At 59.6% G+C, this 5,358-nt stretch carries 4 protein-coding genes; all 4 read right to left on the bottom strand.

Annotated features, from left to right (window positions below; all coding sequences use genetic code 11):
- Window positions 1-54 precede the first annotated feature (54 nt).
- Complete coding sequence (locus ACO6BQ_RS11825; protein ID WP_489121181.1) at window positions 55-1,110, bottom strand: tyrosine-type recombinase/integrase; 1,056 nt, start codon at window positions 1,108-1,110, stop codon at window positions 55-57.
- Between the two features lie 151 nt (window positions 1,111-1,261).
- Window positions 1,262-2,389 (bottom strand): M20/M25/M40 family metallo-hydrolase, encoded by a 1,128-nt coding sequence (locus ACO6BQ_RS11820; RefSeq protein WP_489121179.1) that lies wholly within the window; start codon window positions 2,387-2,389, stop codon window positions 1,262-1,264.
- A 9-nt stretch (window positions 2,390-2,398) separates the two neighbouring features.
- On the bottom strand, window positions 2,399-3,679 hold the full coding sequence (dcuC, locus tag ACO6BQ_RS11815; protein WP_489121178.1) for a C4-dicarboxylate transporter DcuC: 1,281 nt from the start codon (window positions 3,677-3,679) through the stop codon (window positions 2,399-2,401).
- Window positions 3,680-3,791: 112 nt separating this feature from the next.
- On the bottom strand, window positions 3,792-5,177 hold the full coding sequence (locus ACO6BQ_RS11810) for an aspartate ammonia-lyase (protein WP_489121175.1): 1,386 nt from the start codon (window positions 5,175-5,177) through the stop codon (window positions 3,792-3,794).
- Between the last annotated feature and the right edge of the window lie 181 nt (window positions 5,178-5,358).

Raw genomic sequence — 5,358 nt, 5'->3', positions numbered from 1 at the left:
TGCGGGCAAAAAAGATGCGTCAAGATGGCGGTGCTGAATTTATCAGTGCTTCCTTTATGTTTCTTCTGTCGCTTTCGTCATCTGCTGCATATCCTCCATATTCATCCCGGGCGAGATGCCGCCGGTGTACCGTTTCTCCATGCGGTCGTGGACATGGGCGTATTTTGCGGTGACTTTTGGGCTGCGCTGGCGCAGGGTCTCCTGTACGACGCGCAGATCCTTTGTCTCCTGATAGAGGTTCGTGCCGCAGCTGTGGCGGAAGAGGTGGCAGGCATATCCGGGCTGTTTCAGCCCCGCATCCGTCAGTGCCTTGTTGATGACGTAGCGGATGCCGACGCGTGTGATGCGCCCGTTCCGATTGTTCGGCGAGCAGGAGATGATGGTCGGCGTGAGACGTTTCTCGGGTGGGATAGCTCCCCGCGTTTCGATGTATGCCTTGAGGAGCTGAAAGGTCTCCTCGCATGGGTAGATGATGCCCGCGTGTCCCTTGCCCCGTATCTCGATGCGTCCTCGCTGCCAGTCGATGTCCTCGTCCGAGAGGCGCATGACCTCGACGACGCGCAGCCCCTCGACGCCCATGAGGTAGACAATGAGGAGGTTGCGGAGGCGGCGCAGGGCATTCTTGTCCGCAGCAAGTCCCTCGCAGATCTCCTTGATCTGGTCGACGGTGAGGTATTTGTAGTCCTCGTCGAGGTGCTGCGGATTGCGCAGCTGCAGATCGGCGCAGGGGTTCTCGGCGATGAAGGAGAGGCGCTCTGCGACCTTGTAAAAGGCGCGAATCGCCGCGCCCTTGATCATGAGTGTCGCCGCACTGTAGCCGCGCGTGCGCATCTCCTCCATGTAGACGCGGATCTGATAGTCGTGTACGTCGTTCAGCGGATGCAGTCCTTGCTCCATGCACCAGTGGAGGAAGAGGCGAATCGCCAGCTCGTAGGTGTCGCGTGTGTCCGCTGTGGGAGCACCACCCGCGATGTAGCGCGGGAGATATTCGTAAAAATGGGTGATGAAATACTCCGGCGTGATGGCATCCTGCCGCACGCTCGCCGCGACCTCGTCCATGCGCCGCACATTGCCGGGCATATTCTCTGCACGCCGCGCAGGAACGCCCATCTCTGCTGTGCCGCCGCTGCGGTAGCTTTCGTTTGTCGGCAAAATATCACCTGCTTTTCGCTCATTCGATGAGGTGATTATAACATGAGGAACAGAGGTTAGCAACAACACATAAAATCGCCCTGCACATTGTCTGCACAGGGCGAAGGGGTCAGTCTTTCGCTGCAATTTCGCGCACAATGGTGAGCGTGAGCTCTGCCGCGTCATAGAGGTCGCGCTCACGGATGCTCTCCTCCTTCGTGTGGCAGTCCGTCATGCCGACACCGAGGACGGTGGTCGGCACGCCGTAGGCGTTGAAGTGATTCGCGTCCGAGCCGCCGCCCTCCTCCTCAAGCACAACGGGGAAGCCGAGCTTTTCTGCGGCGCGGCGCAGATACTGAATGGGGAGCGCGTCGGGGGGCAGTTCGTAGGGATCGTAGTCCTTCTTGATGTCGATCTCCGCCCTGCAGCCTGTCCCGTCGAGGGCTGCGTTTACACTGTCCACCATGCGCTGTGTGAGTGCGTCCAGCTTCGCCTTGTCGCGGCTGCGCGTCTCAAAGTTCAACGTGCAGAACTCGGCGACGACGTTGGTCGCCGTGCCGCCCTCAATCTTGCCGACGTTGCAGGTGGTCTCCTCGTCGATGCGTCCCTGCGGAACGGCAGTGAGCACTTTGCCCGCTGCGGTGATGGCATTGCGCCCTGCGTCGGGGTCGATGCCCGCGTGTGCCGCCTTGCCCACGATGCGCACGGCAAGCTGATTCTTGCCGGGGGCTTTGAACGCTGCCGTGCCTGCGTGTCCGTGTGTGTCGAGTGTGTAACCAAAATCGGCGGTGAGGAGCGATGCGTCGAGACAGCGTGAGCCGTTGACGCCGCCCTCCTCGGCAACGGTGAAGACAATCTGGAGATTGCCGTGCGGGATGTCATGCTCCTTCAGACAGCGCAGTGTTTCGAGGATGGCGACCACCCCCGCCTTGTCGTCCGCGCCGAGAATGGTCGTGCTGTCGGAGCGAATCACGCCGTCCTTGAGGATTGGCGTGATGTTCGCGCACGGCTCAACGCAGTCCATGTGCGCCGTCAGCATGACCGTCGGTGCATCTGCGACCGTCCCCTTGAAATTGGCGATGATATTGCCCGTGTTCCCCCCAAGTGCCTTGCCCGCGCCGTCCTCGTGAATCTCCGCAGCACCGAGGTCACGCAGACGCGCTGTCAGCAGATCGGCGATCTCACGCTCATCGAGTGTGGAGCAGCGGATGGAAACCAGCTCGAAGAACTCGTTCAATACGCGTTTTTTGTCAATCATCGTGCCAACCTACTTTCCGAGGAAGAGGACAATCATAAAGGTAATCGTGGCGAGCAGCATCGGGAGCGCGTTGCGCTTCGACAGCTCCATCGGGCTGACCTTGGCAAGCCCCGCGCAGACGAGTGCCGCACCTGCGACCGGCGACATGGAGCGTCCAATCGAGCCCGCCATTTGTGCGAGCGAGCCGAGGTCAATGATGCTCATACCGAACGATGCTGCCTGTGGTGTGATCGCACCGTTAAAGGCGAGCGCGGCGGCATCGCCAGAGCCGGAGATGACGGCGATGATGAATGGACCGAACGCGCCCGCAATCTTTGCGATGGACTCCGAGCCCTTCATCGCTTCGATGAGGGCGTCGGTCAGACCCATCGCTGTCATACCAGCGGTAAAGACGGCGGCGGAGACGATGAGACCGATGACACCGCCGTACGCCTCGCCCATGCCATCGAAGAATTTCTTCGTGATTTCCTGTGGATTCTGCCGCGTGACGATGAGGGCGAGCACCGTGCCGACGATCATTGCTGTCGGGACATCGGTGAGCGGCAGGACGGCGAGCTGCTTGCTGCCGAGGATGAGCAGGACGAGCGGGACGAGGGGGATGAGTGCGTAGAGCGGATTGACCTTGAAGTCCTTGCCGCCCTCCTCCTTTTCGAGTTGTGCGTGATAGGCAAGGCGGCGTGCCTCGTCGGGACCCTCCTTGCGCATGGTGGCGATGATGGTGAGCGTGATGACAGCGACAATGGAGGCGACAATCGCGGCTGGCACCTGCGCCATGATGACCGTCATGAGGTCGGTCTGCGCGAGATCGGCGACAAAGATGTTGTGCGCCTGTCCTGGGCTGATCGCGCTGCCCCATGTACCCGCAAGCACCGCCGCACCCGCCATCGCGGGATGGACACCAGCCGCCATGAGCGTCGGGATCAGGATGCTGCCGACCGCCGCCGAGCAGCCCGCCGCACTCGGAATGGCGATGTTGATCCACCACGTCAGCAGCGTTGCGAGCGGAATGAGAACGAATTTGCTCCGCGTAATCACGCCCGAGATGGACTCGACGAGATGGCGGTCGCAGGTTGTGATCTTCATGACGAACGAAAAGCCCATGACCGTACAGATCACGGGCACGAGTGAACCGTGCACCATCGTCTTGCTGAACGTCGCGACCGCATTGCCCGTGACGCCGCCGATGAAGCACATGAGAAAGCCCGCAGCGAGCAGCACCATGCGCGTCTCATACTTCTTGATGATGGCGACAAAGGCAAGAATGACGATGATTCCACCTGTAATTGCCAATGAAAGGACCTCCTTTGAAACAATCGGAAACTATACGAGTTTTCGACAAAAAAGAATAAATTCCTTCATACAAAAAGGAAGTATCAACGGCGATACTTCCTTTTGTTGGCTGCTATGCAATTCCCGGACGCGTCATTTGGCGCGGTGAGAGGATGTGATTCAGTTCTTTTTTCGAGAGGATGCTCTGCTCAAGGATGATCTCGCGGATGGGCTTGCCCGTCGTATATGCCTCGCGTGCAAGTTCGGCGGACTTCTCATAGCCGATGTGGGGCAGGAGTGCCGTTACGATGCCGACGCTGTTGTCGAGCCATTTCTGGCACTGATCGATGTTCGGCTTCAGGTCGACGAGGAGCTTGTCGATGAAGGTGTCGACCGCACGCGTAAGGTAGTTCAGCGAGTTGAACATATTGAATGCCATGACCGGCTCCATGACGTTCAGCTCGAACTGTCCGTTCTCCACGGCGAGCGTCACGGCGAGGTCGCCCGCGATGACCTGATAGCACGCCTGATCGAGCACCTCTGCAATGACGGGGTTGACCTTGCCCGGCATGATCGACGAGCCCGGCTGCCGCATCGGCAGATGCAGCTCGTTCAAGCCGCAGCGCGGTCCCGATGCCATGAGGCGAATGTCGTTTGCGAGCTTGATGAGGACGAGTGCCGCATTCTTGAGCGCGGAGGAGAAATCGGCGAATGCGTCCGTGTTGTTCGTTGCATCGATGATGTTCTGTGACGTGCGGTACTGCTCGCCCGTGATCTCCGAGAGCCGCCGTGCGACCGCCTTGATATAGGCGGGCTCAGCGTTCAGTCCCGTACCGACGGCAGTGCCGCCCATGTTGATCGTGTGGATGTGCCGCTGAACGTAGCGGATGCGGCGCATCGAGCGGCGCACGGCGGACGCGTATGAGCCCATCTCCTGCCCCAGTGTGATGGGGACAGCGTCCTGCAAATGGGTGCGCCCCATCTTGAGGATGGCACGGAACGCTGTCGCTTTTTTCTCAAGCTCCGTGGCGAGGCGGTCGAGCGAGGCGAGGAACACCGTGCTCTTTGCCGAGAGGCAGACCTTGATGCCCGTCGGGAATGCGTCGTTCGTCGACTGCGCCATATTCGCGTGATTGTTCGGCGAGATGATGTCATAGCGTCCCTTTGCCTCACCGCGCAGTTCGAGCGCACGGTTGCAGAGCACCTCGTTCATGTTCATGTTGATGGACGTACCCGCGCCGCCCTGAATTGGGTCGACAGGGAACTGCTCAATGTGCCCGCCCGCGATGATCTCGTCTGCCGCCTGCACGAGTACGTCGCCGATCTCGTGCGGGAGACGGCCGGTATCCATGTTCGCGAGAGCTGCCGCCTTCTTCACCGTGGCAAGTGCTTTGATAAAATCGGGGTCGAGCTTCTGTCCCGTGATGTTGAAATTCTCGATGGCACGCATCGTCTGCACGCCGTAGTAGACATCATCGGGGACTTCCAGTTCACCGAGAAAATCGTGTTCCGTTCGCATGATGCTCTCTCCTTTCGATGACTGCTGTATTGTCAGTCCAATGCCTCAATCATTGCCGTAAAGCCCTTGACGAGCGTCTCGACACCCATTGTCGGGTACTGGCTCTCAAGCCCCTTGCGCACAGCCATCCGGTTTGCCTCCTTGTTCGGACGAAAAAATCTACGCCAATCTGACGGACTTC

It is taken from the genome of Centipeda sp. (in: firmicutes) (assembly GCF_057271695.1).
Note: the sequence above shows the minus strand (reverse complement) of the source record. Positions and strands in the feature narration are given on the sequence as shown.